Genomic DNA, 25,856 nt, shown 5'->3' on the forward strand with positions numbered 1-25,856 from the left:
ACAGAAGGGCAAAGGAATCGATCATGAGCTGGACGCGGATTATTGCCGGGGCGGTGGTGGCGGGCGGTGTGTCGGCTGCGGGGTTGGGCTTGGCCGTGTTCGCGACCGCCGATGGGCCCCACTACTGGTGCCCCGGGGACGCGATGCCCGCTTCCCCAGGGCTCACCTGGGACATGACTGTCTGCCACCAATACCACCAGCTTTCCGGCGGCCAAATCGCCGAGGGCCCCGCGCCCGGCCATCGCTGAATGTGGGATCGGTAGCGGTCTTGACCGGATGCACTGGCGAACATGAACATGAACTTCACCATGAAACGAGTACTCGCCGGGGCGGTGCTGTCGGGCGGCTTCGCCGTCGCCGGGTTGGGCTTGGCCGCGGGAATCGGCCAGGCTCAGCCCGCCCCGATGGTGTGTCAGGACGGTGGCACCGTCCCAACCCCAACGAACAGCTGCACCTATCAATGGTGCCCGGGCTCACCGATCATGAAGAACATGCCCGACTGGGACCGAAACGTGTGTCACCCTTGGTATTTCGACAAGAACAGCCCGGTGACCAACTCGACCATCATCGAAGGGTTCCCGCCGCCGCGGCCGCCGTCGCCGCCGTGCATCCCCTTCATCAACTGCCTGCCGGGGCTGTAACTAGCCCCGGCGAAGCGGAGCCGGATCCCACAGGCCACTGCGCGTCGCCGTGCCCAACTGCAGACGGGCGGGCTGGGCATTGGAGTAGTACGGCGTCAGACGCTGCAGCGAACCCCAGTCGCGCGACCAGTCGTCCTTCAGGTAGGTGGAAATCGTGGTCGCCTTCACCAGTAACTCGGTGACACCCAATGGACCACCGCCGTTGTTGTCCATCACCGGCGAATTGGCCTCGGCGCCAAACCGATCCGGCAGAATCCGCCACTTGGGTGTCTCGTCGACACCGTTTTGATGGCCGAACGGCCGCTGGCACGGGAACGCCAAACCCACCAGCCAGTCCAGGAACACCGGGTCCGCCGAACCCACCACCTGCTGCAGCGTGTGCAGCTGGGGAATCCGCGGCGGGGTGACCGCGATCCAGTGCTGCGGAGCCAGGTCTTCGTCGTTGGCGATCAAGCGGACCTGGGTCGCGTTGTCGGGAATCCATGACATCGGCATCCGCAGATTGCGCCAGGCGGGCGAGGCGCCGACATCGAAGAACTGAAACGACCCGCCCGGGTGTCCGCTGGCCGCCTGGTCGTCGGTTGCCCACTGCACCTGCACCTCACGGGGATCGAACCGACCGGCCGCCGAGACCACCAGCAGCGGTCCGGCCTTGTCGCGCGGCGGCAACCGGTACCACCCGGAGCGCAGCATGGCGGGCACCTGGATGCCGGGCCGCCAGCTGCCCAACACCGGAGTGTGGGCCGGATCGAGGTTGTAGGGCAGCTGGGCGCGTGAGCCGTTGACTCCGGGGGCGGCGCTGGTACCGCCCTCGGTGCCGGCCTCACTGGTGGTCGTCTTACCGTCTTCGTTGACGAAGCTGCGGTCGCCCGGGCGCTCCATCACCGGGTCGGCCGAGACGTCGGCGGGAATACCGTTGGGCGTGAAGGCTTCTGACAGTCCGGAGCCCAGCGCGTCGCCCACCGGGCCCGACATCGGCGACAGCGTGCCGGCGTTGGGGTCCTGCTCCACCATGACGTCCTCGGCCAGGCCGCACGACTTGCCGGTCAGTGCCTCCAGATTGGACCGGCCCACCGACCAGGCGGGGTATTGCCCGATCATCGCCAGCGTCAGTGAGACCACCTCGAACGTGACCAGTGCCCATGCCGCAATTGCCAACGGGGACTGGATGATTGCGGACATTCGCGCCCTGTTACGGGTCTTCGGCGGCCCACTGGATGGCCCGTCGAGAGACGCGAAGTGCAACCACGCCGCCAGCAACAGCACCAGCAGTGTCAGCGCGAGCAGGACGGTCGCGAACGCGTAGTGCCATGCCGGGAACGCATTCGACCATGGCACACCGAAATTGGAGACATACCACCAGCCGTTGACGCTGGCGAACGACATCGCGACCAGGAACAGCACGGTCGCGGAGAACACGGTGCGGTTGCGGCGTGAGCGCATCGCCACACTGGTGACCGCGACGGCGGCCAATGCGCCCAGCGAGCCGGCCAGCCCGGCGAACACACCGAAGTGGTGTGTCCACTTGGTCGGGGTGAACATCATCGCCAGGAACGAGATGATCGTGATGCCGACGATGCGGCGGCTCGGTCCGGCCGCGGTGCCCGGAATTCGGCCCTTGCGCAACGACATCGCGACCGTGATGCCCAGCGCGAGCAGCACCGCGAGCACCGCGAAGCGTCGGGCGACCGATCCGTCGGGGCTGGCCATGAACAGCCGCTCGTAACGGATGTGTTCGTCGAACCAGCTCAGGCTCGGCCCGAGCGCACGTTTGAGCGCGGTCGCCTGCAGCTCGCCGGCCAGGGTCTGGTCACGGAAGATCAGGATCACCGTAACGGTGGCCGCCGCCGCGATGGGCGCCATCAGCGGCAGCACCCCGAACTGTCGGGATCTGCGGTGGATGATGGTGCGCAACGGCCCGACCGCGACCAGCAGGGCGCCGATGGACGCAATGCCGGTCGGTCCGGAGAACAGGGTCAGCGCGCCGATGATGCAGGCGACCGCCACCGGCAGCAGCCGGTTGGTCGCCACCGCCCGCTCGACCGAACACCAGGTGAGCAGGATGCCCAGGGCGATGATCGGCTCGGGCCGCAGTCCGTTGTCGAGCGGCAACCACGTCGCCAGGAACAGCCCCGCGGCCGTCCACGCCGCCGCGCGGTTGGTCTTCACGGCGTGGCCCAGCCGCGGGATGACCTCACGGCTGATCGCCCACCAACAAGTCAAGGCCATCGCCAGGGTGGGCAGCCGCATCCAGATGCTGCTGGTGCTGACGTGCGCCCAGATCGCCAGCAGGTCGTAGTACCACCCGAACGGCGCCTCGGGCGTGCCCAGCCAGCGGTAGTAGTTGGCCATGTAGCCGGCATGCTCGGACACCCGGGCCATGGTCAGGATGTAGCCGTCGTCGGAGGTGTTGGCGCCGACGAAGTGCCACCACACCAGCACGGCGATGACGAGCGCGTCGAGCCCGCCGATCGACCACCACCGCGACGGCAGGAAACGGCGGTGCCGGGTGCCGTCGGCGGTGTCGAGCACGTGCAGTGCGATCAGCGCGACGGCGGTCAGCACGACGCCCAGGATCATTGCGGCCATCTTCAGCGGCGTCGGGCTGCTGCTGTAGCGGGTGTCGACGGTCGCCGAGAAGCTCAGGCCCGGCGGCGCCGGCCCGGACAGGTCGGTGAAGACGCCGACGATCTGCGGCCGGAAGTCGTAGCCGCTCTTCTCGCCGCGCAGCGGGGAGCCGGGGTGTTCGGCGTTGGGTCCGTAGCTCAGGCCGACGAATTCGGCGGTGACCCGGTCGGCGTGCGCGGTGAAGGTCAGGCGCTGGCAGGCCGGGCTGAGGACCTGACTCAGCGGCGCGACGACGACCGGGACGTTACGGACGATCAGCACCAGCTCGTCGTTGGCGCGCTGGATCAGCATCCCGCGGTCGATGGCCTTCGGAGCCTGCTTGGGCACCGTCGACAACAGCACGGTCTTGCCGGCGCTCTGCGGTCCGGTCAGCCCGGCGGCGGCCTGGCACGGGACGGAGATGTTCAGCTCGGTGGCGACATAACCGATCAGCGGCGCTTCGACGCTTTGGAAGGTGCCGTTCTGCGGCCAGTTGAGCTGGGCGGTGGTTTGGTTGACCGGCAGCAGCGGTGTGGCGATCGCCAGCAGTGCTCCGAGCAGACCGGCGACGACGGCCACGATGCGAGCGGTCCGGTGTCGTGCTCCCGCTCCCTTCACGGACCTAGATGGTAGTTCTTCGGCCAAGTCGCGTGCGGTCTCGGTCGCCATCAGCGGCCTGCCGCCGGTTGGGCCAGCGGCCGGCGGATGGCCAGCACAAACGGGCCGACGCTTTGCACGGCGAATCGCGGGTCGTCGAACAGGGCGGCCCGCAGGTCGACGGTGTAGCGACGCACGTTGGGCTGGTTGGGGTAAACGTCCTCGGCCAGCCGCAACGTGTAGGTGTTGTTCGCGCCCCGGCGCATCAGAAACACCGTCGGCGGTGGCCACGGCGAGGTGTCCAGCGCGTGCAGGAACTCGTCGGGGCTCTTCAGAGTGGACCACTTCTTGATCTGAGCGGCCCGCAAGTCGAATTGCGCCAAAGGATTGGCGTAGTGCGACGTCAACCCCTGAAAGCCCCAATAGGGGTAGTAGGACAGGAAGCTGTAGTCGGCGGTCAGCACCACGGTCTGATCCCGCGGCTTGCCGGTGACTCCCACGATGGCGGCATCGATGGTGGAGTAGAACTTCTCGGCGCCCGGCGGGCGCCGGTCGCCGCGCTGGCCATGGCCGTCGGTGTCGGTGTAGGCGATGGTCAGGTCCGGGCGCAGCACGTCGGGAATGTCCTGGCTGAAGGCGATGGCGGCGGTCATCCCGATCGCACCGGCCACCGGGACGGTTGCTTTTTCCCAGGCCCCGCCGCGTTCTTTGAGGGCAAGCGTGGCCTCGATGAAGCCGAACACTCCGGCGGCGACCAGCAGCACGCTCAACGTCGGCTGTAACCGGAATGACAGCAGCGTGGTGCGCGCCAGTGTGGTCAGCATCGACAGCAGCGACCACAGGTAGATGGCCAGCACGCCGATCGTCAGCGCGCCCGCACGGGTTGACGCTCGCGTGCGCACGACCAGCCACAGCGTGCCGAGCATGCAGATCGCTCCCAGCAGCGAGAACTGCAGCATCGGGAAGGTCAGCTCGGCGCCGTCGGCCGGGAGGTAGTGGAATGCGCTGCCGCTGTTGCTGACCGGATTGCTCGCCGCCTTGATCAGGAACGGCAGCCAGGTGCTCGCCGCGATGGCGGCGGCGATGGCCGCAACGACGGCAATGCGGCGCAGCGGGTCGAGCGCGGCTTTCCAGCCGGCGGTGCGCCAGCGTGCGACGGCCAGCACCAGCGTCATCAGCGCCATCGTGAACGCGGTGTAGCCGAACAGCAGCGAGTACCAGGTCGCGGTGAAGCCGAGGAAGAGTCCGGCGCCGACGACCGCGGCCCAGCCATTGCGAGCGGTTGCGTCTTTGGGCTCCGTTACCTCGCCGAGCGTCACGCTGGCGTGACCGTCGGCCTCGGGCGCCACGCTGGCGTGACCGTCGGCCTCGGGCGCCCCCTCAGCCGGGCGCTCGGCCACATCAGAGCGCTCACCGGCGCGCAGGCCCGACCACGCCAACACCAGCACCGGCGGCAGCAGCACGGTGATCATCGCCGCGTAGGGCTCCGGGGAGCTGTAGGCCAGCGTGACCGCCGCGGTCGCGGTGGTGACGATCAGCGCGTACTCGAACCGGATCAGCCGCCACCACAGCACCAGCGCGACAGCGATCGCGATGGTGATCGAGGTGATCGCCCACGGCTTGAACAACTCCCACGCCGGCATCCCGGTCAGCGCCGCCGCGCGCCCGCCGATCCAGAACCAGCCCGGCGGGTAGAACGACGGCAGCCCGAGATAGGTCATGTCGTGCAGGGCGGGGCTATCGGCCAGGCGCGTCAGGTATTCGGTGCGGAACTGCTGGTCGACGGAGATGCCGAACAGATACAGCTTGGTCGCCCCCAGCGGCATGCCCAGCGTCACGACGGAAAACGCCGACACAAACACCAGCCCGCAAAGCTGGGCGACCCAACGCCACCGGCCTTCCCGCCGCCACAGCCAGCCGGCGCCGAGCAATCCGATCAGGCAACCGACCTGGCCGACGGTGGTCAGCGCGTGCAGCTGGTTCGACGAGGGGAAAGCCGGCCACTGGACCCGCCCGATGGCGATCAGCGAGACCACCGAGACGGCGGCTGCCACCAGCACCGCCGCCAACATCTGGCCGAGGCTGGCCAGCGCGTTGCGCATGATCAGATGGGCAGCTTGCGGAAGATGGGCCGCGGGATATGTCGCAACACCATCATCACGTACTTGAATGCTGCTGGCGCCCAAACCAATTCCTTACCTTTTGCGGCTGCGGTGACCGCGAGGTTGGCGACGTACTCCTTGTCGACGGTCAGCGGCGCTTCCTTGACGTGCGCGCTCATTCGGGTACGTACCTGGCCGGGGCGGATCACCAGAACGTGAACTCCGTACTCGCGCAACGCTTCCCCGAGACCCAGGTAGAAACCGTCCAGGCCGGCCTTGGTGGAGCCGTAGACGAAGTTGGAGCGCCGCACCCGCTCGCCGGCGGCCGAACTCATCGCGATGATCTGACCGAAGCCCTGAGCGCGCATCTTCTCGCCCAGCAGCACACCCACCGAAACCGCTGCCGTGTAATTGATCTCGGCGGCAAGCACGGCCTTGTGCTGGTTCTGCCACAGCTCCTCGGCGTCGCCCAGGATGCCGAACGCGACGATGGCCACATCGACGTCGCCGCCGGCAAACGCCGCGTCGATCATCTTGGGGTGGCTTTCGGGGTCCGTGGCCTCGAAGTCGATCAGCTCCACTGAGCGCGCACCGGCGGCTTTCATCTGCGCGACGGCGTCATCACGCCCTGGGTCACCGGGCATGGCGGCCAACAGGATTCGCGCGTGCGCGTTCTTCAGGTAGCGCGCGCAGATCGCGAGGCCGATCTCGGAGGTGCCGCCCAGCAACAGGATTGTCTGCGGGTTTCCCACAGCGTCAAGCACCATCTAGAGCAGCTCCAAACGTCGGGCCATGTCGGAGGCGAAGACCCGCAGCGGGTCGGCCTTGCGGCGTACGGCGATCCACTCGTCGATGCGCGGATACATGGCGTGGAAGGTTTCGGCGGTGGTGCGCGAGTCCTTGGCTGTGTAGACCCGTCCGCCGAATTCGAGTACCCGGCGGTCAAGTTCGTTGAGGAACTCGTTGATCCCGGGCTTGTTGGGGAAGTCCATCGCGACGTTCCAGCCGGCCATCGGGAAACTCAGCGGCGCGCGGTTGCCCGGGCCGAAGAGCTTGAACACGTTGAGCGCCGAGTAATGGCCCTGGGTCTGGATCCAGCGGATGATGGCTTTGAATTCGTCGAGAGCATCCGGTGGCACCAGGAACTGATGCTGGGCGAAACCCGTTGGCCCGTAAGCGTTGTTCCAGCCGCTGACCAGGTCAAGCATGTGGTAGAACTGCGACAGATTCTGGATCTTGCCGGTGTAGTTACCGCCCAGGCGGTAATACGTCTCGCCGATCGCCATGAACGACAGCTTGTTCATGGCGCTGACCGGGAACAGGTTCGGCACCGTCAACAGTTGTGGTGCATCGAATTTCAGCGGGTTCTTGGCAAGCTTCTTCGGTAGCTGATCCAGCTTGGCGAGGCTGCCCCGGCTGATTGAGGCCCTGCCGAGTTTGGGTGGCGGGCTGATCAAATCGAACCAGGCGCTGGAGTAGGTATAGCGACTTTCGCTGCCGTCGACGTGCACGGCGACCGTCTCGTCGAGGTCCTTGGTGGCCACGCCGTCGGCGATGAAGTACGCCGTCTCGGTCGGGGTCATCGCGATCGTGGCGCGCAACACGATCCCGGTCAGGCCGTTGCCCCCGACCGTCGCCCAGAACAATTCGGACTCGGGGCCCTCGGGGGTGATCGTGTGCACCGAGCCGTCGGCCATCAGCAGGTCCATCGACCGCACATGGCTGCCGAAGCTGCCCGCGCTGTGATGGTTCTTGCCGTGGATGTCCGACGCGATCGCGCCGCCGATGGTGACTTGACGGGTTCCCGGCAACACCGGGACCCACAGCCCGAACGGCAGCGCCGCCTTCATCAGCTGGTCCAGGCTGACGCCGGCGTCGACGTCGACCAATCGGGTGTCGGCGCTGATCGAGTGGATGCGGTTGAGCACCGTCATGTCGATCACCAGGCCGCCGCCGTTTTGCGCGTTGTCGCCGTAGGAGCGACCCAGCCCGCGCGCGATCACGCCCCTCCCGTTGAGGCCACCGGCGTCGGCCACCCGGGCCACCGCCTTGGCGATCACCTCCGGATCCGGCGTCGACAGCACGTGCGCCACCGACGGCGCGGTGCGGCCAAAGCCCATCAGCCGGGTGGGGGTGGTCGGGAAATCGGCGCTCAACATCGTCAAAGAGGGTACCGCTTGCGCGGGACGGCTCAGTGCATGCGGAAGATTACGACTCGCTGCACGATGAAGTTGATCACCGTGGCAGTACCCTGCGCGATCACGAATGCGACCACGGCCGCCCACCCTCTGTAGTGCATCAACACCAGGCACAGGTGGTTGAGCCCGACCTGGACCGCGAAGGTGACGCCGTAGAGAACCATGACCGCGACGAACCGCGCGGTGCTCGGCTCCGCCTGGAAGGTCCACCGGCGATTGATCAGGTAGGCGGTGATGGTGCCGACCACGAAGCTGGTCGCCTTGGACAGGTCGACCTGCAGGCCCAGGACTTTCCACAGCAGCATGTAGAGACTGAAGTCGACGACGGCAGCCAGCCCGCCCGTCGCCACGAAGCGCACGATCTGGGTGGTCAGACTCAGGCGCGCCGGCGCGGTACCCGGCTCCGGGGAAAGCATTGGGGGAGTTTATCGGGGCCGTGCGCGCCCCAGCGGAAGCTACTTGGGTAGCTTCACCGAGATCAGTTCGACCTGGCTTTCACCCTGCGGGGTGGAGTAGGTGACCTTGTCGCCCGCCTTGTGTCCCACCAGGGCCAGCGCCAACGGACTGTGCGACGTCAACGTCTCGGCCTCGCGACCGACGGGGGTCTCCTCGACGATCGAGATGACGTGCATCGTGACGACCTCGCCGTCGGCGAACTTCAGGGTCAGTTCGGTGCCGCCGGGCAGCGCCTCGTCCTCGTCGGAGTGCGACGGCCCGGTCCGCAGCCGCCGGTCCAGCTCGTTGATCCGGTCTCCGAGGACCACCAGTTCCTCGGCTCGCTGGATGGCCTCGGCCGCGTCGCCGTGATCGCCGATCATCCCGCGGTCGTCCTTGACCTCGGCCTCGAGCGCGTCGCGTCGCTGCCGCAGCCGGTCCAGCTCCGCGGCGAGGTTCTCCCGCGCCGCATCCGCCACTGATTGGACTTTTTTACTCACGTCCGTCGACCTTCCGCGGTGCCCGTCTCTGTCACGAGGCGCGCTAATTTGCCTGGTGGTGAATTTGTGGTGCTTCAGTGTTGCACCACACCAACCCGGCCGCCACCGATATCCGGCAAGCGGTTGTCATCGGTTATACACGCGTGCACCGTGGCCGGAGGGCAGCGTTCGTGCGCCGCCGGGAGTGTATTACTCGTGCGATTCCCCGTTGGGAACCAGCGAACTTTCCTTGGCGTCATATTCGACGACCTCGCCGCGCAGCGCTTCGTAGATGGCCATGCCCTGTGACACCAGCCCGGCGGCCACCTGGCTGAGGCCGTCGGCGCCGTTGAGCACCGTGAGGTTGGAGTTGGACAGGCCGATCGCTGCCTTCTCGACGATCTGCGGAAGCTGCTGGATCAGCGCCTGGTCCAGCGCGACGCGGTTGTTGGATGCCGCCGCCTCGGCCTGGATCTTCATCTTCTCCGCGTCGGCGACGGCCAGGATCCGCACGCGTTCGGCTTCGGCCTCGGCGGGCTTGACCACCTCGGCGACCAGCTCCTGCTGGCGCAACTCGGCGGCGCGCTGGGCCAGTTCGGTCCGCATCTGCAGCACCTCGCGCTGCGCCTCGGCCTCGGCCAGCGGCCCGGCCTGCGCGGCTTCGGCTTGGGCCTTGTCGACCTCGGCCTTGTACTGCGCCTTGACGATCGCGGTTTGGCGGGCAAACTCCGCCTGTTTGCGCTGGGACTCCTGCTCGGCTTCGGCGGCCGCCTGGTTCGCCTGCGCCTGAGCGATCTGTGCCTGCTGCTGGATGGCCGCGTTGTGTGGCGCCGACATTGCGTTGATGTAGCCCAGGCCGTCGTCGTCGATGGATTGGATTTGCAGCGCGTCGACAGTGAGGCCGATGCGGGCCATTTCCTCCTTGGAGCCGTCGAGCACCTCGGTGGCCAGCTTCTGACGCTCGCGGATGATCTGCTCGACGGTCATCGAGCCGATGATCGAGCGCAGGTGCCCGGCGAAGATCCGGCCGGTGAGCACCGACATCTGGTCCTGCTCGGACAGGAATCGCTGCGCGGCGCTGATGACGCTCTCGGTGTCGTTGCCGACTTTGAAGGCGATCACCGCCCGGACGTTGAGGGTGATGCCCTGCTGGGTGACACACTTTTCGGCGACTTCGGACTCACACATGGCCAGGGTCAGAAAGCGTGCCTTGCGGAAGAACGGAAGGACGAAGGCACCGTGGCCGGTCACCACCCTGAAGGGGGCGTCGCCCTTGGCTTTGCCGCCCGAGATCAGCATCGCCTCGTCCGGCGCGGGCACCCGATAACCGAGCATTCTTGAACTCCTTACGGTTGATGTTGTCTAGCAAGGGATTTCACGCTTAGTTCGAGTCGGCCACGTCATGCCAGGGTTCCACCACCACGGTCCGCCCGCCCCGGATTTCGACCACCAGGACCCTGCTGCCCTTCGGTAGTGGATCGTCGGACCAGGCCAGGAACGTCTCCTTCGACCCCCGCACGGTCACCAACACCTCGCCCGGACCGCGATCGCCGCGCGTGGCCACGACCAGCTTTCCCACGCAACCGATTGCCAAGGCGTCGCTCACGATCGCATATATTCCTCCATCGACGGGTTCCAGCGTCGAGTTTCTCCCACGTTTGCCGCAAGGATAGACGCCGGCACCGCACTGTCGATTCGAGTGCATTCCAGACCTTTCTCGGTGCCCCGGCCCCCGCCAAATCGGCTGTTTTCCAGGGCTTTTCCTGTCAGCACAGGGTCTGGCGCGGGTCTTGGCGGATTCTCAACGAATCCTTGGCGCCGCCCTGTTCCAAGGATTCATAGAGGGCGACGACCGAGCCTTTCCTCACGCACCTCAATCGCCAGGCGCAGATGAGCAAAGGAGCCCATCATGACCACCGCCAAGCTGGCCGGAAAGGCCATTCGGACCGCCGGTCTCGCGATCCTCGCCATCTTTGCGAGCCTCGCCTTCGCGACGGGGTTGGCGCACGCCGACGACGTCAGCACCGGCGGGATGTACGGCGACCCGATCGCGGCCGCCGCGTTCTGGAAGCCGCAGACCTACGACGACTGCGCGTTGATGGCCACCGCCGACGTGATCGGCGAGGTGACCGGCCATCCGGTCTCGGAGCAGGAGATCATCGCGCTGGCCCAGAAGCTGCCGAGCCAGAGCCACCCGGGGTCGATCTACACCGTGCCGAAGAACACCAACGACCCGAACAGCGGCCAGGGCACCAGCCCGGAAGACCTTCCATTACTGCTGGCGCACTACGGCGTCACCGCCAAGTTGACCAACACCAGCGACGCGCCCACGACGGGTCTGGCCAGCGGCATGGCCGCCCTCAAGCAGTACCTGGCCAGCGGTCGCAAGGTGATCGTCGAGGTGAACGGCGAGATGATCTGGGGCCAGCCGGTGGATGCCAAGGACCGCAACGGCCAGCCCACCTCCGACCACGCGGTCGTGGTCACCGGGATCGACGTCGTCAACTCCCAGGTGCACATGAACGACAGCGGTGCCGATGATGGCGCGAACGAGACGGTGTCCCTTGACCTCTTCACCAAGGCCTGGGCCACCAGCGATGACGAGATGATCGTCACCGACGCCGCCCACTAGACCCAGTACGGCACCCGGGCGCGGTATTGCCGCATCGCGAACGCCGCCAGCAGCCAGCCGACGACGGTCAGCACCAGCACCACCGCCCAGTGCCGCATCTCCTGGTGGGCGCCCAGCAACGGCGCCCGCACGATGTCGAGATAGTGCAGCAGCGGGTTGAGTTCGACGATCTTGGCCCAGCTGCCCGCGCCCTGCTGTCGCAAGGTGTCGTCGTTCCAGATGATCGGGGTCATGAAGAACAGCAGCTGCACGATCGAAAACAGCAGCGGACCGATATCGCGGTAGCGCGTCGCCAGGATGCCGAAGCACAGCGACACCCAGATGCAATTGAGCACGATCAGCGCCAGCGCCGGAATCACCGACAGGTCGGCCCACGACCACGGTTTGGGATAGATCATCGCGACGACGACATAGATGACGATGTTGTGGCCGAACAGGATCATCTGTCGCCACACCAGCCGGTAGACGTGCACGCTCAACGGCGTCGGCAACTGCTTGATCAGACCCTCGTTGGCGACGAACACGTCGGCGCCTTCCAGGATGGCGGCGTTGATCAGGTTCCAAATGATCAGGCCCAGAGTCACATACGGCAGATGCTTGGCCAGTTCGAGGTGGAACAGCTTCGAATACAGCCCGCCCATCGCGACGGCCGTCGTCCCGGTGGCGATCGTGATCCAGAACGGGCCCAGCACCGAGCGCCGGTAACGCTGCTTGATGTCCTGCCAGCCCAGGTGCAGCCACAGCTCACGACGGCGAAATCCGTCGACCAGGTCGTTTCTGGCTCGGGTAAAGGTCCGCGACTGTGCGGCGGCGTCGATGAATGTCACGGGGTTCCTCCAGGCCTGCTGAACTGCTCACGACGTCCCAAGCGGCGCAACCGAATCCACTCCAGCAGCCCCTTGGGATCGCGCCGGGATATCAGGAAGAACCAGCCGAAACGCAGCCATTCCTGCAGCAGCAGCTTGCGCAGACCGGGCTGCGCCATCAGGTAGCCGCGGTTGCGGTAGGTGTAGAACCGCTTCATCGGGTTGTCGGGGTACTGGGTGTGCATGCGCCCGCCCAGGATCGGCCGGAACTCGTCGGATCCGCAGGGGTGCAGATAGATGGTGTCCAGGCAGGTTCCGAACGCCAGACCGGACCGCACCAGCCGACGGTGCAGTTCCACCTCGTCGCCGCGGATGAACAGCCGCATGTCCGGGACGCCGACCGCGTCCAGGGTGGACGCGCGGAACAACGCACCGTTGAACAGCGACGCGATCCCCGGCAGCAGGTCCTGTCCCGCTTCGGTACGCAATTCGCTTGCGCGTCTGCGCCATACCAGGCCGCGGCGCAACGGGAACGCCAGCCGCTCCGGGTCGTCGGCGTTGCACACCATCGGCGACACCTCGGCCAGGCCGTGCTTATGGGCGCAGGCCAATAGTGTGGCCAGCACCTGCGAGTCCTGGGGGCGCCCGTCGTCGTCGGCCAGCCACACCCAGTCGGCGCCTTGTGCCAACGCATGCAGCATGCCCAGCGCGAAACCGCCTGCGCCGCCCAGGTTTCGGCGTGAGGCGAGGTAAGTCGTCGGGATCGGTTGGGCGGACACAAGATCGCGGATCCGGCTATCCGCACCACCGTCGTTGTCGACGACGATCAGGTGGTCGGGCAACCGGGACTGCGAGCTGAGCATCTCCAGCGACCTGGCGAGTTCCTGCGCGCGCCGGTGGGTGACCACGACGGCGACGATGGATTCACTCATCTCCGGAAGCGCTTTGCGCCAACGGCTTTTCGGTGTGGATCTGCAGCCGGGTCTCTTCCAGCACCTCGCGGACGTGGCGTGCGGCGTCCTCACCCTCGTAGGCGCGCACCACGTCTTCGATGCCGCCGGTTTGGCGGATGACGCCGTGGTCGATCCACATCGCGGTCTTGCACAGCCTGGCCAAGAATTCGTTGGAATGGCTTGCGAAAACCAGGATTCCGGATCGTTCCACCAGGCCCTGCAATCGCGACTGCGCTTTCTTCAGGAAGTCGGCGTCGACGGCGCCGATGCCCTCGTCGAGCAGCAGGATCTCGGGGTCGATACTGGTGACCACGCCCATCGCCAGCCGGACCCGCATCCCGGTGGAATACGTGCGCAGCGGCATCGACAGGTAATCCCCGAGCTCGGTGAACTCGGCGATCTCGTCGACCTTGGCCAGCATCTGCTTTCGGGTTTGCCCCAGAAACAGTCCGCGGATGATGATGTTCTCGTAGCCGGAGATCTCCGGGTCCATCCCGACGCCGAGGTCGAACACCGGCGCGACCCGACCGGTGACCCGCGCCCAGCCCCGAGTGGGTTCATAGATGCCCGAAAGTAGGCGCAGCAGAGTCGATTTGCCGGCTCCGTTGTGACCGACCAGGCCGACGCGGTCGCCCAGCTCCAGTGACATGGTGATGTCGCGCAACGCTTCGACGACGACGACGTTGGAGGTGTTGCGACCGATCGCGCCGCCGGCCTTGCCGAGGAAGGCCTTCTTCAGCGATCGCGACTTCGCGTCGAAGATGGGGAACTCCACCCACGCGTTACTGGTCTCGATATGCGGACCGCGAGGACCTGACACTGACGCCTGCTCTTATAGGTACTGCCCGGTGCCCGAGCCCGGACCGTGGCGCCCGATTCCCGGGGGCAGCGCCCCCTGCCGCATCTGCTCGAGCTGCGCGCGGGCGGCCATCTGCTGGGCGAACAGTGCGGTCTGGATCCCGTGGAACAGCCCCTCGAGCCAACCGACCAGCTGGGCCTGCGCGATGCGCAGCTCGGCGTCCGACGGCTCGGAATCCTCAGCGAACGGCAGGGTGAGGCGATCGAGTTCCTCGCGGAGTTCGGGCGCGAGACCGTCTTCCAGCTCCCGGATGCTGGTGGCATGGATGTCGCGCAGCCGCTTGCGGCTGGCCTCGTCGAGCGGAGCCGCCCGCACCTCTTCGAGCAGTTGCTTGATCATCGTGCCGATGCGCATCACCTTGGCGGGCTGCTCGACAAGATCGGTCAGGGAACGCTCGTCGGAATCGTCGTCGTCGCCGCCGGCATCGCGAAGCGCCATGATTCGCGGATCAACACCGCCGATGATCTCGACGCCGTCGGCGTCTGGGCCGTCGTTGCCGTTCGTCAATCCGGTCACCATCCTCTTGTATGTCTATGGGCGGGGCGGTGTGGCATTTCCGCGCCATTCGTAAATTCTGGCCCCACCGTTGTCGTAGATCAGCGCCCACGACTTCGATTTTTCCAGCGACACTAGTCCGTCGGGGACGGCGAACCCGCGAACCGTCGGTTGACTGGTGTAGATGTAGCGGATATTCAGCGCCTTGACCGCCTCGACGACCTTCGGATCGGAATCGCCGCGGTTGGCGTAAGCCCAGATGACGTAGCGCTGCGGTCCCGGCCCGGTCTGCTGCGGGAAGTCGTAATGGGTCCATAGCGGATGTAAATCGGCCACCGCGTACATCCACGCGGTGCCGTCGGTGTTCGCATTGGCGATCAGGGTGTCGTGCGCGCCGGGCAGCCGGGACAAATACGCCATCGCCATCAGGTCGCGCTGGTCGATCATCACCGAGTCGTATTTGTCGCCGAACAGCACCAGGTGTCGATAGAAGTAGTGCCGCGCGCTGAACACGGTCGTCAGCACCAGCAGGACCGCGGCGGTCGACACCCACAACGGTGCGGGCAACACCTTGAACCGGTCGGTGATTCGTTTGGCGATCGCGACCGTGAGCGCAACCGCGCCGAACAACGCGATGGCTGCCATCGGCGTCACCAGCATCGTCACCACCGAGGTGAGGCGGCGCGGGTCGTTGTAGAAGAACTGGCTGAACTCCTCGATCGCGGCGCCGGCCGCGTTGTGAAACGGGGCCCCCGAATAGACGGTCGCCACCGTCAGCACCACCCAGACCGCCACCGGCCACCAGATCCGCTTGTACAGCAGATACGCCATGCCGAGATACATCAGCACGACCAGGCCGTACTGGATCGGAAAGTCGTTGAGGTGGCGGGTGTGCAGCAGTAGCGCGTCGATGACTCCCTGCTTGGCGCTCTTGAAGCTGGGGAAGGCGTGCCCGGCGATGATGTCGGCCTGTTTGAGCACCCCGATGAACTGCGGGGCCAGAATGACCCCGGTCGGCACCGCCACCGCGGCCAGGATCGCGGCATCGGGGAGCCGCCCCCGCACCGGATGCCACAGCACGTCCAGCAGCCACCAGCCCAGCAGGAACAGGATGACGATGAATCCGCCGGTCAGGTGTACCGACAGCACGCCGACCAGCGCCAGCACCGCCATTGGGATGCGATCGCGATGCCGCAGCGTCGAGGTGATCAGCAGGAAGGTCGGGATCGCGACGCCGTAAGCCGCCAAGTTGGGCATCGCGGCCACGCCGAACTCGACGTAGGGCACCGAGGTGAACGACGCCGACAGCGCGGCCGCGGTGGCCGCGATCGTGGCCGTGCGGCCCGGCGTCATCGTCGGGCGCAGCAGATGCCAGGTCAGCATCGCCGCGCTGCTCGGAAACAGCCAGATCGAGGCCGCGACCGAGTTCAGGGTGTAGCCGGTCGTCGGGGCCGCACCGGTGAGCTGGCAGAACACCGCGGTCAGAGCGTGGAACACCGATGGGTAGTACAGCGCCTGATGGGTCTCGACGTTGCGCAGTTCGCCCATATGGGTGGACGACGCCTGGCCGGTGTCGAGGATGAAGCGCACTTCGTTGGCATGCCACACCGCGTCCCAGGTACTCGGGACGGTCTGCCAGTGGGCGGCCAGCCCGCGGTAGGCCGCCCACATGATCAGCAGCGTGCCCAGCGCCACCCCGGTGCCGACCACCATCGCCGGCCACCCGGCGATCCCCCGCGCCTCGGCGGCGGTGTCGCGGTAGCGGGCCAGCAGCAACTGCAAACCCGTCGCCGCCACACACACGACAGCCAGCGCCGCGAGCGCGGTCCAACCGTTCCAAGGGATTCCGAGCGCCCCGTAAGGGATGATCGCCAGCGCGACGACACCGTAGGTCAGCGCCGGGCCAACTGCGACCGCGATTGGCCACGTTAGCTGGGCGATACGCGCAACGATTGTCCCCGGGGCGATCAGCAGAAACAGTGCGATCAGCGTTCCGATCCAGAGCCCCACTGGACTAGTATGGCTGGCCGGGTGACCTGGCTCGGGCAGCCACCGGCTGGCTCTGAGGTCTGTGGCACCCGCTATCGTCACAATTTCGCTCTAGCGCGGAAGCTCTAAGGTGGCTGCATGGCTTACGACGTCGCCCGGGTGCGCGGACTGCATCCGTCACTGGGTGACGGATGGGTGCACTTCGACGCGCCGACCGGGATGCTGATACCCGATTCCGTTGCGACCACTGTCTCAACCGCCTTCCGCCGCTCCAGTGCCACCAGCGTGGGGGCGCACCCGTCGGCGCAGCGCAGCGGCGCCGTGCTGGAGGCGGCGCGCGCGGCGGTGGCGGATCTGTTCAACGCCGACCCGGCGGGCATCGTGCTGGGCGCCGATCGCGCGATCCTGCTGTCGTCGCTGGCCGAGGCGTCCTCCTCGCGGGCGGGCCTGGGCTACGAGGTGGTCGTCAGCCGCCTGGACGACGAGGCGAACATCGCCCCGTGGTTGCGGGCGGCGCACCGCTATGGCGCCAAGGTGAAGTGGGCCGAGGTCGACATCGAGACGGGCGAGCTACCGACGTGGCAGTGGGAGGGGCTGATCGGGAAGTCCACGCGACTGGTCGCGGTCACCTCGGCATCGGGAACGCTGGGCACGGTCACCGATCTTCGGGCGATGACCAAGCTGGTGCACGACGTCGGCGGGCTGGTGATCGTCGACCACTCCGCGGCCGCGCCCTACCGACTGCTCGACGTCAAAGAGACCGAAGTCGACGTGGTGGCGGTCAACGCGACGGCCTGGGGCGGGCCGCCGATCGGCGCGATCGTGTTCCGGGATCCGGCGCTGATCAACTCGTTCAGCTCGGTCTCCACCGATCCCAACGCCACCGGCCCGGCGCGACTCGAGGTGGGCGCGCATCAGTTCGGACTGTTGGCCGGCGTGGTCGCCAGCATCGAATACCTTGCGGCACTGGATGAATCGGCTCGCGGTAGCCGGCGCGAGCGGCTGTCGGTGTCGATGCAATCCGCCACCGCGTATCTCAACCGGATCTTCGACTACCTGATGGTCTCGTTGCGGTCGTTGCCGTTGATGATGCTGATCGGTCGCCCGGAGGTGCGGATCCCGCTCGTCAGCTTCGCCTTGCAGGGCGTGCCCGCCGAACGGGTCGTGCAGCGCTTGGCGGACAACGGAATTCTGGCCGTCTCCAACGAGAGCTCACGCGTGCTGGATGCGTTGGGCGCCAACGAGGTTGGCGGCGCTGTGACGGTCGGGCTGGCACACTACTCGACGATGGCCGAGGTCGATCAGCTGGTCCGCGCGCTCGCATCGCTGGGTTAGCCCGGCGGCCCGCCCGCCGTCGGCTTTTGCGTCGAGTGTGCGGTCACGGCGGCAACACGCCGCGAATTCCGGCCCTGGCCGCACACTGAAAACCCTCAGCGCACACTCGACAGCTAGACCGTCAGCACGATCTTCCCGTGCACCTCGCTCGAGACCAGCTTCTGATGGGCATCGCCGGCTTGCTGAATCGGCATGCGAGCGCCGATGATCGGGCGCACCCGGCCGTCGGCGATCATCGGCCACACCGACTCGGTCACGGCTGCGACGATCTCGCCCTTGCTGTGCGGGCCACTCACCGGCCGGCCGCGCAGCGTGGTGCCGATGACGCTGGCCCGCTTGGGCAGCAGCTTGCCGATGTTGAGTTCACCCTTGATGCCGCCCTGCATGCCGATGATGACGAGCTGCCCGTCGGTGGCCAGCGCGTCGAGATTGCGGTCCAGGTAGGAGGCACCCATGATGTCGAAGATCACATCGGCGCCGCCGCATTCTTGCAGCCGTGCGACGAAGTCCTCGTCGCGGTAGTTGATGGTGATCTCGGCGCCCAGCTCGCGGCAGGTATCCAGCTTGGCCGCCGAACCGGCGGTGACCGCCACCCGGGCGCCCAACGCCCGCGCGACCTGAATCGCGTGCGTGCCGATCCCGCTGGCCCCGCCATGCATCAGCAGCAACTGGCCCTCGTGCAGATGCGCGGTGAGCACCAGGTTCGACCACACCGTGCAGGCCACCTCGGGCAACCCCGCGGCATCGTCGCGCGTGACGCCGTCCGGAATCGGCAGCACCTGCGGCGCGGGAACCGCGACGTACTCGGCGTAACCACCGCCCGCCAGCAACGCGCAAACCTCTTGTCCGACAGACCATTCCGTCACACCGGAACCCAGTTCTGCAATGACGCCGGATACCTCCATGCCGATGATCTCGCTGGCTCCAGGCGGCGGCGGATACTTGCCGGCGGCCTGCAGCACGTCGGCGCGGTTGACTCCGGCCGCGGTGACCTTGATCAGCACCTCACCAGGCCCGGCGGAGGCATCGGGGACCTCTTGCCAGACGAGTCGGTCGGAAGATTCGGCGACGATGGCGCGCATGCGGGCCACGGTACTAGCCCCGTTACCCTTGTCAGCGGTGGCGTGGCAGAGCGGCCTAATGCACTCGCCTTGAAAGCGAGAGACGGCTAAAACCGTCCGGGGGTTCAAATCCCTCCGCCACCGCAGTGTTCAGCGGCGCGGCCGCTCGGGCGTGGGCGCGCAGCGAAGAATCGCGCCGATGCCGTCGGCCGGGGAGATTCGTTCGTCGGTGCTCACCACCGACGCGCCCGCCGAAATCGCCAACAGCGGCAGTGCCTCGTCGGCCCGCACCGTCTTGGCGGTCGAGGCGCTATGCGGGGGCAGGCCGGCGGCGGTGGCAGCGACCGTTGTCGTGCTTTCGTCGGCGACCACGGTGGCGTCGTCGACGTTGGCGATGATCAGGGTGTCGACCAAGCCCTGGCTCAGGGCAGTGCAGACCGCACCGAGCCCGTCGGTGGCCAGGCCGGATTGCCGGCCCATTTCGTCGGTGAAGCGCGCTGCGACGGTGTCCATGGTGCCCTGCCGTTGTCCCAGCAGTGTGGTGTCGATGGCGCGTTGAATCTCCTCGAAGTCAAAGCCACCGCGCCGGTCCGCGATCGGCAGTGTCGTCATCTGTTTGCGGATCGGTTCCGGCAGCGCCGCCAGCAGATTCGACCGCGATTCCTGATCGCCAACCAGGAACAACTCGCCGAACGACGTGTCGTGTACGAGTTCTCCGATTCGGTTCGCGACGGTGTGCAGTCGCTGACCCGGCAGCGCGTCGGCGTCGACGGCTTCGGAGATCCGCGTGGCATCGACGTGGCTGGTGATGAACGCGCCGGTTCGGTCGGCCACCACCAGTAGGTAATCCGAATGCGCGACGCCGAACTCGAGAATGGGGACGATATACGGCAATTCGGAAACTCGGACGATCGGCCCAGAAGTTGGCCGCAGTAGGTGTTCATTGAGGACGACCCCGCGGGCGGTGGCCACCACCGCGCGCCCACCGCGGCCGATCGGCAGGCGCAGTCTTCTCACGGCGTGTTCGATTGCGGCGGTGATCGATTCGTCCGCACCTTGCCGCTCAAGCTCTTTGCGCAGCGCGAGCCACGTCAGCTCGAGCCGCGGGCAGGGGTCGTCGTCGTCATCCGAATCCTCGAAGTAGACCGACGCGAATGGCCCGGGCGCGCCGAGCAGCTCGCGGAACCGGTCCGAATCCATGCATCATTGTCGCTCGAAAGGCTTGCACGTAAAGACCATTTTCCCGGCAGGCGGACCCGCAAGACACGGTCTAGCTGCCGCCACCCTCGGTGTCGTCGAAGAACGACCACTCGCCGTCGTGCTCGACTTCCATGCGCCAGCCCAGTTCGGTGTTGTCGGCCTTGTTGTCGACGAACCAGGCGTGCGCGTCCTCGGCGCTGGCGATGTCCTTGGTCGCGACGACCTCTCCCTGCGGGTTCAGCACTCGATAGTTGGCCATTAACGCAGTGTTCCCACTGCCGGCATGCTCAATCGGCCGGAATCTCAGCGGCGACGGTGTTCATCAGCGTCGTGTAGCGGCGCAGTTCCGGATCGCGCCCGGGTTTGCCGCTGCTGATCAGACCGGCTGCCAGGCTGCGCTGAGGGTCGGCCCAAATCGCGATGTTGCTCAAGCCCAGGCTGCCGAACGCTTCGGGCGCATTGCGCCCGAACGGACCCCATCGGTTGGTGCCGAGAATGAAACCGGTACCCCAGCGGGCCGGCATCAGGCCCACCGCGAAATCCGGCCGTAGCCGCCGTGATTCGGTGACCGCGCCCCGCAATGTCTCGGCCTGCAGTACCCGCACACCATCGAGTTCTCCATAGCGGCGCCAGATTTCGGCGAACCGCGACATCTCGTTGGCGGTCGAGACGGTATTGGACGACGGGATCACGGTGGTCAAGAAGAAGGGCTGGTTCGTCACCGGAATCATCTCGTGCACCGTGCCGCCGATAGCCTTGCGGAATATCTGCGCGATCACCGGAGGTAAGGGCCGACCGGTGGCATGGCTTGGGGCGACCAGATCGAGGTCTTGCTTGGCGACACCGAAGTTGGTCCACCGAAACCCAAGCGGGTCAAGGATTTCGGCGGCCAGGATTTCGCGGATGTCCTTGCCGGCGGCCGTGTAGACGATCTCGCGGATCAATGGACCCCAGGTCAGCGCGTGATACATATGGATCAACCCCGGCCGATACAGCGGTCGCAGATTGCTCAGCATTTCCTGCACGTACTCGTGATCGTCGGTCCGTCGAAGGTCCGGCAGCGGCCCGGTCGGAAACGGCAGACCGGCGCTGTGGGTCAGCACGTGCCGGATCGTGATGCGGTCCTTGCCGTGGCTGGTGAAAGTGGGCATGTACTCGCACACCCGGTCGTCAAGGGAAAAGACGCCTCGCTCGACCAGCTGATGCACCACGGTCGCGGCGATGGCCTTGGCCGCCGAGTACACGCAGAACGGGGTGTCCGTCGTGACAGGGACCTTCTCGGCGTCGGGGGAGTCGGTCGGCGCGTTGCCCCAGCCGTGCCCGATGGCGCGGTTGAGCACCACGCGACCACGGTGGCGGATGCACAACTGGATCGCCGGGTGCATGCCCGCCTGATACCAGTGGCGGGCGGCCTGCCAGATTCGTTCGACGGCGGCGCTGTCGATCTCCGAGTGGTCCTCGTCACCGAGTGCGGTGACCAAGTCCAGGTCGGCCGGGACACGGATCTTGCCGTCTGCAGTCATCGTTGCCACTCCCGCGAGGGTACGTGGCGCCCGACTACTCCCCGGTGAACTGCGGCGGACGCTTGGCGAACGTCGCCTGGATGCCCTCGGTGAGGTCTTTGGACGGCAGGAAGGCCGAATTCCAGGCGGCGACATAGCGCAGGCTTTCCGAGACCGCCGCGGTGCGTTGCTGGTCGAGCACGTCCTTGACACCGTAGACGGCCAGCGGCGGGTTGGCGGCGATCTCGGCGGCAGTGGCGTGGGCGGCGGCCAGCGCGGCCTCAGCGTCGGCGTAGACGTCGTTGACCAGGCCGATCTTTTCGGCCCGGGCGGCGTCGATGTCCTTGCCCGTGAGCGCCAGCTCGCGCAGATGGCCGTCGTTGAGGATCAGCGGCAGCCGGGCCAGGCTGCCGACGTCGGCGACGATCGCGAGTTTGACTTCGCGCACCGAGAACTTGGCGTCGGCGCTGGCGTAACGGATGTCCACCGCCGAGATCAGGTCGACGCCACCGCCGATGCACCAGCCGTGCATCGAGGCGATGGTCGGGGTGCGGCAGTCGGCGATCGCGGTGATCGCACCCTGCATGCGGCGCAGCTCGGTGTGAAAATCCGTGCGGGGGCGGGCCAGCGCCCCTTCGGCCAGCAACGGCGCGAACGTTCCGCCCATCGCGGGCAGGTCCAGGCCGTAGCTGAAGTTCTTGCCCGATCCGGTGATGACGATGGCGCGCACGTCTCGGTCGGCGTCCAGCGTCCCGAACACGTCCGGCATCTCCGCCCAGAAGGCGGGGCCCATCGCGTTGCCCTTACCGGGGCCGATCAGCGTCACCTGCGCGACGTGATCCTTGATCTCGACGGTGACGGATTCGTATGTATCGCCCATATCGAGACCGTAGCGTGGGAATTATGTCTCGTGATTTGCGACCTGGTCCCCATTCCCGGCCCACGGACGAGTTGCACAGCGCCGAGGACACGTTAGGGATCTTGCAGCGCGTGCTGCATCCCATCGCCACCGACGACCTGTCCAAGCAGACGCCGTGCACGGAGTTCGACGTGAACCAGCTGACCGAACATCTGCTGAAATCGATCGCCGGCATCGGCGGGATGGTCGGCGCGGAAATTCCGGAGCGCCAACCTAGCGACTCGGTGGAACGACAGATCATCCTTGCCGCTCGCCCGGCGTTGGACGCGTGGCACCGACACGGCCTGGACGGCACGGTGCCGTTCGGTAAGAGCGAGATGCCGGCCAAGTCCGCGTGTGGCATCTTCTCGATCGAATTCCTAGTCCACGCTTGGGATTACGCCACCGCAGTGGGCCACGAACTCGAGGCCCCTCAGCCATTGACCGAGTACGTGCTGGACCTGGCGCACCAGACGATCAGGCCGGAATTCCGTGGTACGGCCGGGTTCGACGACCCGGTCGACGTGCCCGCCGATGCCGGGGCTTTGGAGAAGCTTGTCGCGTTCACCGGGCGCGACCCGGCCAGATAGTCACGCGGTCGATTCGGACGCGGAGCGGACCCTGTCTCGCAGCCAGCTGTGCGACGGGTCCTGATCGAAGCGCGGGTGCCATACCGCGTAGAACTCGAGCTCGATCAACTCGCGAGGCGCCGCGAGGATTCGGGTGTGCGCGGGGTCGGCGTTCTTGCGAGCGACCCGCTCCGGAAGGGTCAACACCAGGTCAGTGCCCGGCAAGATGCTTGGCGCCAGCGCGAAGTAGGGCACGCTGACGGCCACGCGACGGGTGACCCCGAGCGGCTCGAGCGCCCGGTCGATCCAGGGCTGGCCGATGTCGATGGTCAAGTGCGGCCACCGTAGATATGTTGACAGCGAAACCGTTGCCTGGTCGGCCAGCGGATGCTCGGCAGCGACGACGCAGACGAAGCGATCACTGAAAAGTTTTTGACTGCAATACCTTTCGGGTGCCGCCCGGCCATAGATCGCCAGATCTATCGTCCCCGCGTCCAGCTTGTCGAACGCGTGCTCGTCCAGAACTTCGCAACTCACCGTCGAATTGGGTGATTCGGCCAGCACCGTTCGCACCAGCTCGGGTCCGAACGTGGCGACGGTGTAGTCGCTGACGGCGAGGCGAAACGATTGGGCAGCCGTGGCCGGGTCGAACGCCTCCGTCGCAAAAAGCTGCTCCAAATGTGTTACGGCCGTGGTGAGTTGGTCGCGGAGACGCTCGGCGCGTGGGGTCAGCGAGTAGCCATCCGGCCCCCGCACCAGCAGCTCGTCGCCGAAGTGGCGGCGCAGCCGCTGCAGGGCGCGGCTCATCGCCGGCTGGCTTAACCGGACCCGGTCGGCCGCACGCGAGACGTGTTGCTCCTCCAGCAGGGCCACCAATGGCGGCAGCAGATTCAGATCCACCTGATCGATATGCGTAGTGCGCATGATGGTCATGTTAACGATTCATTTCACAAATAGCAGCAGTTGCCAGAGGCTTTTAGCAACACCCCGAAGCACCACCGAGGAGCAACTCAATGGCACAGACGCTGAACGTGGAACTGGACGAGCTGCGGGCTCGCGCCCACGAGCTGGCGGTCGCCATCCCGGGACTACCGACCGTAAACCCCCAGGCGCCGTGCGCGTTGCCGATGGTCATCACGGCGGCCAAGCAATTGGCGGCATCCGCCGACAACATGCGGATCTACCTTGCCGTGGGCGATCGTGAGCGGCTGCGTTTGGCAGAGGCGTTGCGCAATGCGGTCAAAGCTTATGAGGAGACCGACGAGTCGGCCGAGCGCGCCATCAACTACGGCGTATCGGTGTCGGCGCCGGCGGTGTCCGGACGTGGGCTCGAGACTCAGGACGCGCTCCCCATTCCGGAACTCGTCCTAGATCCGACCGAGGACGCTCCGTATCGCGAGTTGAAGCAGGCGGCCAAGGAAATCGCCGAGCCCGATCAAGGCGTGGCGTTCGACAGCTTCGCCGATGCGTGGAGCGCATACGCGCAAAACCTGCTGGACGCCTCGTATGCGTTCCGGCCCTTTCGATCGTGGAGCGGCGACGCCCTGTACGCCGTCGAGTCCAGCTTCGACCAGCAAAAGCAGTGGTCGGTCCAAATGGCCGAGGCGTGCACCACCATGGCCACGCAAGCCCGCAAGGTCGCCGCGGCCCAGCGGTGGGCCTGGGGGAACCACCCGCCGCTGGCGGAGGTCGAAGAGTACGACCGGGCCTGGCTCGAGGCCATGAATGGCCTGGCCACAGCGACGGACAAGAAGGCCAGAAAGCAATACACCGAGTTGCAGCAGAAAGTCACCGACTATTACAAGCTGGCACAGCAGGTTTCGGAGCAAGTGCTGGCCCAATACAAGACGAAGGCGGAGCTGCCGCTGACGCCGGTCGACGCGTCGAGGCCTCCGCAGGCCTACTACATCGAGGCCCCGCCCGAGACCGGCAATGGCAACGGCGACGGCAACGGCGAGGACGATGGCGACGGTGGCGGTATCGGCGACGGCATCGGAATCGGTGACTTGCCGTCGGGTCCGCAGGACCTGCCCATCGCGGACAACCTTTCCGGTACCAACATGCCACTTCTGCCCCCCGTCGGCGCCTCACCGATCCCGGGCACACCGAACGGACCCAAATCCGGCGCGGCGAAGCCGCTTCCACCGAAATACAGACCTGCGGCCGTCAAACCGTCGTCCTTGGGCGGCGCAAAGCCAGGGGCGGGAATAGAGTTTTCCGTTCCGCCGGCACCATTGCAGCCCGCGGTGGGAGCCGGTGCCGGAGGAGGCGTTCCGGCCCCGCCTCGTCCCGACCGCAGCCGGTGGACTCCGGGTGCGGCCGGTGCGATGGGCGGCAGCGGCATGGGCATGGCGCCACTGGGCCAGTCGAGCAAGCCGGCCGAAGGTAGCGGCCAGGGGAAGCGCACCGCGGGTGAGTCGGCGATTTACACCGAGATGCGGGCGTGGACGGAGGCTGTGATTGGTCTACTCCAAAACTGAGACGCACCGATTCCGTTA

Annotated in this window: 25 protein-coding genes and 1 tRNA gene; 7 read left to right on the forward strand and 19 right to left on the reverse strand. The window is 66.5% G+C overall.

Features of this window, described 5'->3' with window-relative positions; all coding sequences use genetic code 11:
- Positions 1-23: 23 nt before the first annotated feature.
- On the forward strand, positions 24-248 hold the full coding sequence (locus tag ACAG21_RS18705; protein ID WP_370497746.1) for a hypothetical protein: 225 nt from the start codon (positions 24-26) through the stop codon (positions 246-248).
- Between the two features lie 42 nt (positions 249-290).
- Positions 291-641 (forward strand): hypothetical protein, encoded by a 351-nt coding sequence (locus tag ACAG21_RS18710; RefSeq protein ID WP_370497747.1) that lies wholly within the window; start codon positions 291-293, stop codon positions 639-641.
- Here ACAG21_RS18710 and ACAG21_RS18715 read toward each other — a convergent pair whose 3' ends face one another.
- From ACAG21_RS18715 to ACAG21_RS18750, 8 genes are all read right to left on the reverse strand, one after another.
- The gene (locus tag ACAG21_RS18715) at positions 642-3,917 is read right to left on the reverse strand and encodes an arabinosyltransferase domain-containing protein (protein ID WP_370497748.1); all 3,276 of its coding nucleotides are present in this window, start codon (positions 3,915-3,917) and stop codon (positions 642-644) included. It lies immediately after the preceding gene.
- Positions 3,917-5,947 carry a galactan 5-O-arabinofuranosyltransferase gene (locus ACAG21_RS18720; protein ID WP_370497749.1) on the reverse strand — a complete coding sequence of 677 codons (2,031 nt, stop codon included), beginning with the start codon at positions 5,945-5,947 and terminating at the stop codon, positions 3,917-3,919. Before ACAG21_RS18720 ends, ACAG21_RS18715 begins: the two co-directional genes overlap by 1 nt.
- Positions 5,948-5,949: 2 nt before the next feature.
- On the reverse strand, positions 5,950-6,714 hold the full coding sequence (locus ACAG21_RS18725) for a decaprenylphospho-beta-D-erythro-pentofuranosid-2-ulose 2-reductase (protein WP_370497750.1): 765 nt from the start codon (positions 6,712-6,714) through the stop codon (positions 5,950-5,952).
- The gene (locus ACAG21_RS18730) at positions 6,715-8,106 is read right to left on the reverse strand and encodes an FAD-binding protein (RefSeq protein ID WP_370497751.1); all 1,392 of its coding nucleotides are present in this window, start codon (positions 8,104-8,106) and stop codon (positions 6,715-6,717) included.
- Positions 8,107-8,138: 32 nt separating this feature from the next.
- Positions 8,139-8,504 (reverse strand): GtrA family protein, encoded by a 366-nt coding sequence (locus ACAG21_RS18735; protein WP_370497831.1) that lies wholly within the window; start codon positions 8,502-8,504, stop codon positions 8,139-8,141.
- A gap of 96 nt (positions 8,505-8,600) precedes the next feature.
- On the reverse strand, positions 8,601-9,080 hold the full coding sequence (locus ACAG21_RS18740; protein WP_370497752.1) for a GreA/GreB family elongation factor: 480 nt from the start codon (positions 9,078-9,080) through the stop codon (positions 8,601-8,603).
- A 189-nt stretch (positions 9,081-9,269) separates the two neighbouring features.
- Positions 9,270-10,394 carry an SPFH domain-containing protein gene (locus ACAG21_RS18745; protein WP_370497753.1) on the reverse strand — a complete coding sequence of 375 codons (1,125 nt, stop codon included), beginning with the start codon at positions 10,392-10,394 and terminating at the stop codon, positions 9,270-9,272.
- Positions 10,395-10,440: 46 nt separating this feature from the next.
- Positions 10,441-10,665, reverse strand: coding sequence for a hypothetical protein (locus tag ACAG21_RS18750; protein ID WP_370497754.1), 225 nt, complete (start codon positions 10,663-10,665; stop codon positions 10,441-10,443).
- A gap of 303 nt (positions 10,666-10,968) precedes the next feature.
- Here ACAG21_RS18750 and ACAG21_RS18755 point away from each other — a divergent pair, with 303 nt between their 5' ends.
- The gene (locus tag ACAG21_RS18755) at positions 10,969-11,691 is read left to right on the forward strand and encodes a C39 family peptidase (protein ID WP_370497755.1); all 723 of its coding nucleotides are present in this window, start codon (positions 10,969-10,971) and stop codon (positions 11,689-11,691) included.
- Here ACAG21_RS18755 and ACAG21_RS18760 read toward each other — a convergent pair.
- From ACAG21_RS18760 to ACAG21_RS18780, 5 genes are read right to left on the reverse strand one after another with little or no spacing between them, the layout of a single operon-like run.
- Positions 11,688-12,518, reverse strand: coding sequence for an ABC transporter permease (locus tag ACAG21_RS18760; RefSeq protein ID WP_342930850.1), 831 nt, complete (start codon positions 12,516-12,518; stop codon positions 11,688-11,690). The genes ACAG21_RS18755 and ACAG21_RS18760 overlap by 4 nt on opposite strands.
- Positions 12,515-13,429 (reverse strand): glycosyltransferase, encoded by a 915-nt coding sequence (locus ACAG21_RS18765; RefSeq protein WP_370497756.1) that lies wholly within the window; start codon positions 13,427-13,429, stop codon positions 12,515-12,517. Before ACAG21_RS18765 ends, ACAG21_RS18760 begins: the two co-directional genes overlap by 4 nt.
- The gene (locus tag ACAG21_RS18770) at positions 13,422-14,270 is read right to left on the reverse strand and encodes an ABC transporter ATP-binding protein (RefSeq protein WP_370497757.1); all 849 of its coding nucleotides are present in this window, start codon (positions 14,268-14,270) and stop codon (positions 13,422-13,424) included. Before ACAG21_RS18770 ends, ACAG21_RS18765 begins: the two co-directional genes overlap by 8 nt.
- 12 nt (positions 14,271-14,282) lie before the next feature.
- A complete protein-coding gene (locus ACAG21_RS18775) occupies positions 14,283-14,828 on the reverse strand; it encodes a bacterial proteasome activator family protein (protein ID WP_370497758.1) in 546 nt (181 codons plus the stop codon).
- A gap of 12 nt (positions 14,829-14,840) precedes the next feature.
- Positions 14,841-16,814, reverse strand: coding sequence for a DUF6541 family protein (locus tag ACAG21_RS18780; RefSeq protein WP_370497759.1), 1,974 nt, complete (start codon positions 16,812-16,814; stop codon positions 14,841-14,843).
- 117 nt (positions 16,815-16,931) lie between these two features.
- On the opposite strand from ACAG21_RS18780, the gene ACAG21_RS18785 reads away from it, so the two are divergent.
- Positions 16,932-18,128 carry a cysteine desulfurase-like protein gene (locus ACAG21_RS18785; protein ID WP_370497760.1) on the forward strand — a complete coding sequence of 399 codons (1,197 nt, stop codon included), beginning with the start codon at positions 16,932-16,934 and terminating at the stop codon, positions 18,126-18,128.
- Between the two features lie 113 nt (positions 18,129-18,241).
- Here ACAG21_RS18785 and ACAG21_RS18790 read toward each other — a convergent pair whose 3' ends face one another.
- A complete protein-coding gene (locus tag ACAG21_RS18790) occupies positions 18,242-19,210 on the reverse strand; it encodes an NAD(P)H-quinone oxidoreductase (protein WP_370497761.1) in 969 nt (322 codons plus the stop codon).
- Positions 19,211-19,246: 36 nt separating this feature from the next.
- Between ACAG21_RS18790 and ACAG21_RS18795 the strand changes: the two genes are divergently transcribed.
- Positions 19,247-19,333: transfer RNA gene (locus ACAG21_RS18795), tRNA-Ser, on the forward strand.
- Positions 19,334-19,339: 6 nt separating this feature from the next.
- Here ACAG21_RS18795 and ACAG21_RS18800 read toward each other — a convergent pair.
- The 4 genes from ACAG21_RS18800 to ACAG21_RS18815 form a co-directional block, all read right to left on the reverse strand.
- Positions 19,340-20,389 carry a hypothetical protein gene (locus ACAG21_RS18800; RefSeq protein WP_370497762.1) on the reverse strand — a complete coding sequence of 350 codons (1,050 nt, stop codon included), beginning with the start codon at positions 20,387-20,389 and terminating at the stop codon, positions 19,340-19,342.
- A 70-nt stretch (positions 20,390-20,459) separates the two neighbouring features.
- Positions 20,460-20,648, reverse strand: a complete 189-nt coding sequence (locus tag ACAG21_RS18805) for a hypothetical protein (RefSeq protein WP_370497763.1) — start codon at positions 20,646-20,648, stop codon at positions 20,460-20,462.
- 28 nt (positions 20,649-20,676) lie between these two features.
- Positions 20,677-21,912: a lipase LipE gene (gene lipE / locus ACAG21_RS18810; RefSeq protein WP_370497832.1), complete on the reverse strand. Its 1,236-nt coding sequence runs from the start codon at positions 21,910-21,912 to the stop codon at positions 20,677-20,679.
- Between the two features lie 34 nt (positions 21,913-21,946).
- On the reverse strand, positions 21,947-22,771 hold the full coding sequence (locus ACAG21_RS18815) for a crotonase/enoyl-CoA hydratase family protein (protein ID WP_370497764.1): 825 nt from the start codon (positions 22,769-22,771) through the stop codon (positions 21,947-21,949).
- Positions 22,772-22,794: 23 nt separating this feature from the next.
- On the opposite strand from ACAG21_RS18815, the gene ACAG21_RS18820 reads away from it, so the two are divergent.
- Positions 22,795-23,379: a TIGR03086 family metal-binding protein gene (locus ACAG21_RS18820; RefSeq protein WP_370497765.1), complete on the forward strand. Its 585-nt coding sequence runs from the start codon at positions 22,795-22,797 to the stop codon at positions 23,377-23,379.
- Here the strand turns inward: ACAG21_RS18820 and ACAG21_RS18825 are convergent, their stop codons facing one another.
- Positions 23,380-24,282, reverse strand: coding sequence for a LysR family transcriptional regulator (locus ACAG21_RS18825; protein WP_370497766.1), 903 nt, complete (start codon positions 24,280-24,282; stop codon positions 23,380-23,382).
- Positions 24,283-24,371: 89 nt separating this feature from the next.
- On the opposite strand from ACAG21_RS18825, the gene ACAG21_RS18830 reads away from it, so the two are divergent.
- The gene (locus tag ACAG21_RS18830) at positions 24,372-25,838 is read left to right on the forward strand and encodes a hypothetical protein (protein ID WP_370497767.1); all 1,467 of its coding nucleotides are present in this window, start codon (positions 24,372-24,374) and stop codon (positions 25,836-25,838) included.
- Positions 25,839-25,856: the final 18 nt, after the last annotated feature.

Origin of the sequence: Mycobacterium sp. pR1184 (assembly GCF_041287235.1) — a bacterium.
Taxonomy (GTDB): Bacteria; Actinomycetota; Actinomycetes; order Mycobacteriales; family Mycobacteriaceae; genus Mycobacterium.

Bases quoted from the DNA above. Each gene is read 5' to 3' on its own strand.
- ACAG21_RS18710 (WP_370497747.1), top strand. From the start codon at position 291: ATGAACATGAACTTCACCATGAAACGAGTACTCGCCGGGGCGGTGCTG.
- ACAG21_RS18800 (WP_370497762.1), bottom strand. From the start codon at position 20,389: ATGGATTCGGACCGGTTCCGCGAGCTGCTCGGCGCGCCCGGGCCATTC.
- ACAG21_RS18820 (WP_370497765.1), top strand. From the start codon at position 22,795: ATGTCTCGTGATTTGCGACCTGGTCCCCATTCCCGGCCCACGGACGAG.
- ACAG21_RS18745 (WP_370497753.1), bottom strand. From the start codon at position 10,394: ATGCTCGGTTATCGGGTGCCCGCGCCGGACGAGGCGATGCTGATCTCG.
- ACAG21_RS18755 (WP_370497755.1), top strand. From the start codon at position 10,969: ATGACCACCGCCAAGCTGGCCGGAAAGGCCATTCGGACCGCCGGTCTC.
- lipE (WP_370497832.1), bottom strand. From the start codon at position 21,912: ATGACTGCAGACGGCAAGATCCGTGTCCCGGCCGACCTGGACTTGGTC.
- ACAG21_RS18830 (WP_370497767.1), top strand. From the start codon at position 24,372: ATGGCACAGACGCTGAACGTGGAACTGGACGAGCTGCGGGCTCGCGCC.
- ACAG21_RS18720 (WP_370497749.1), bottom strand. From the start codon at position 5,947: ATGCGCAACGCGCTGGCCAGCCTCGGCCAGATGTTGGCGGCGGTGCTG.
- ACAG21_RS18730 (WP_370497751.1), bottom strand. From the start codon at position 8,106: ATGTTGAGCGCCGATTTCCCGACCACCCCCACCCGGCTGATGGGCTTT.
- ACAG21_RS18815 (WP_370497764.1), bottom strand. From the start codon at position 22,771: ATGGGCGATACATACGAATCCGTCACCGTCGAGATCAAGGATCACGTC.
- ACAG21_RS18805 (WP_370497763.1), bottom strand. From the start codon at position 20,648: ATGGCCAACTATCGAGTGCTGAACCCGCAGGGAGAGGTCGTCGCGACC.
- ACAG21_RS18785 (WP_370497760.1), top strand. From the start codon at position 16,932: ATGGCTTACGACGTCGCCCGGGTGCGCGGACTGCATCCGTCACTGGGT.
- ACAG21_RS18725 (WP_370497750.1), bottom strand. From the start codon at position 6,714: ATGGTGCTTGACGCTGTGGGAAACCCGCAGACAATCCTGTTGCTGGGC.
- ACAG21_RS18825 (WP_370497766.1), bottom strand. From the start codon at position 24,282: ATGCGCACTACGCATATCGATCAGGTGGATCTGAATCTGCTGCCGCCA.
- ACAG21_RS18775 (WP_370497758.1), bottom strand. From the start codon at position 14,828: ATGGTGACCGGATTGACGAACGGCAACGACGGCCCAGACGCCGACGGC.
- ACAG21_RS18790 (WP_370497761.1), bottom strand. From the start codon at position 19,210: ATGCGCGCCATCGTCGCCGAATCTTCCGACCGACTCGTCTGGCAAGAG.
- ACAG21_RS18705 (WP_370497746.1), top strand. From the start codon at position 24: ATGAGCTGGACGCGGATTATTGCCGGGGCGGTGGTGGCGGGCGGTGTG.
- ACAG21_RS18765 (WP_370497756.1), bottom strand. From the start codon at position 13,429: ATGAGTGAATCCATCGTCGCCGTCGTGGTCACCCACCGGCGCGCGCAG.
- ACAG21_RS18715 (WP_370497748.1), bottom strand. From the start codon at position 3,917: ATGGCGACCGAGACCGCACGCGACTTGGCCGAAGAACTACCATCTAGG.